Genomic DNA, 326 nt, shown 5'->3' on the forward strand with positions numbered 1-326 from the left:
CTTTCTGCATGAAGGAAATCCCTGGTTTTCCTGTCAAAATTAACACACTAGGCTGTGCCATTTACCGTCGGCAGTTTTTTGATAGCGTCCGGGGTATTTTTCGGCTAGCCTTTTGAGTTCGGTTTCGGTTTTCCATTCTTCCCAGACAGCACAATCAGTTCTCAACACGAAGAAGTCTGGGGTATGGTAGTGACCTATTTTGCGTCCTGTTTTGTTGTGGTACTGGATTTTGAAGGGGGGTGGCTGGTCGTAGTATTCCAATACTTCTGGGTCGTGTTCCATTTGGTAGATTGCCCACAGTTCTACGGTGTGGCTTTCAAATTGGA

The 326-nt window shown here is 46.0% G+C and carries 1 protein-coding gene; it reads right to left on the minus strand.

Annotated elements, in window-relative coordinates; translation table 11 throughout:
* Positions 1–39: 39 nt before the first annotated feature.
* Positions 40–326: Tn7 transposase TnsA N-terminal domain-containing protein (locus FJR05_RS15305; RefSeq protein ID WP_254446954.1), on the minus strand; the 287-nt coding region annotated here is incomplete at its 5' end.

It is taken from the genome of Dolichospermum sp. UHCC 0259, assembly GCF_009711935.1.
Classification (GTDB): domain Bacteria; phylum Cyanobacteriota; class Cyanobacteriia; order Cyanobacteriales; family Nostocaceae; genus Dolichospermum.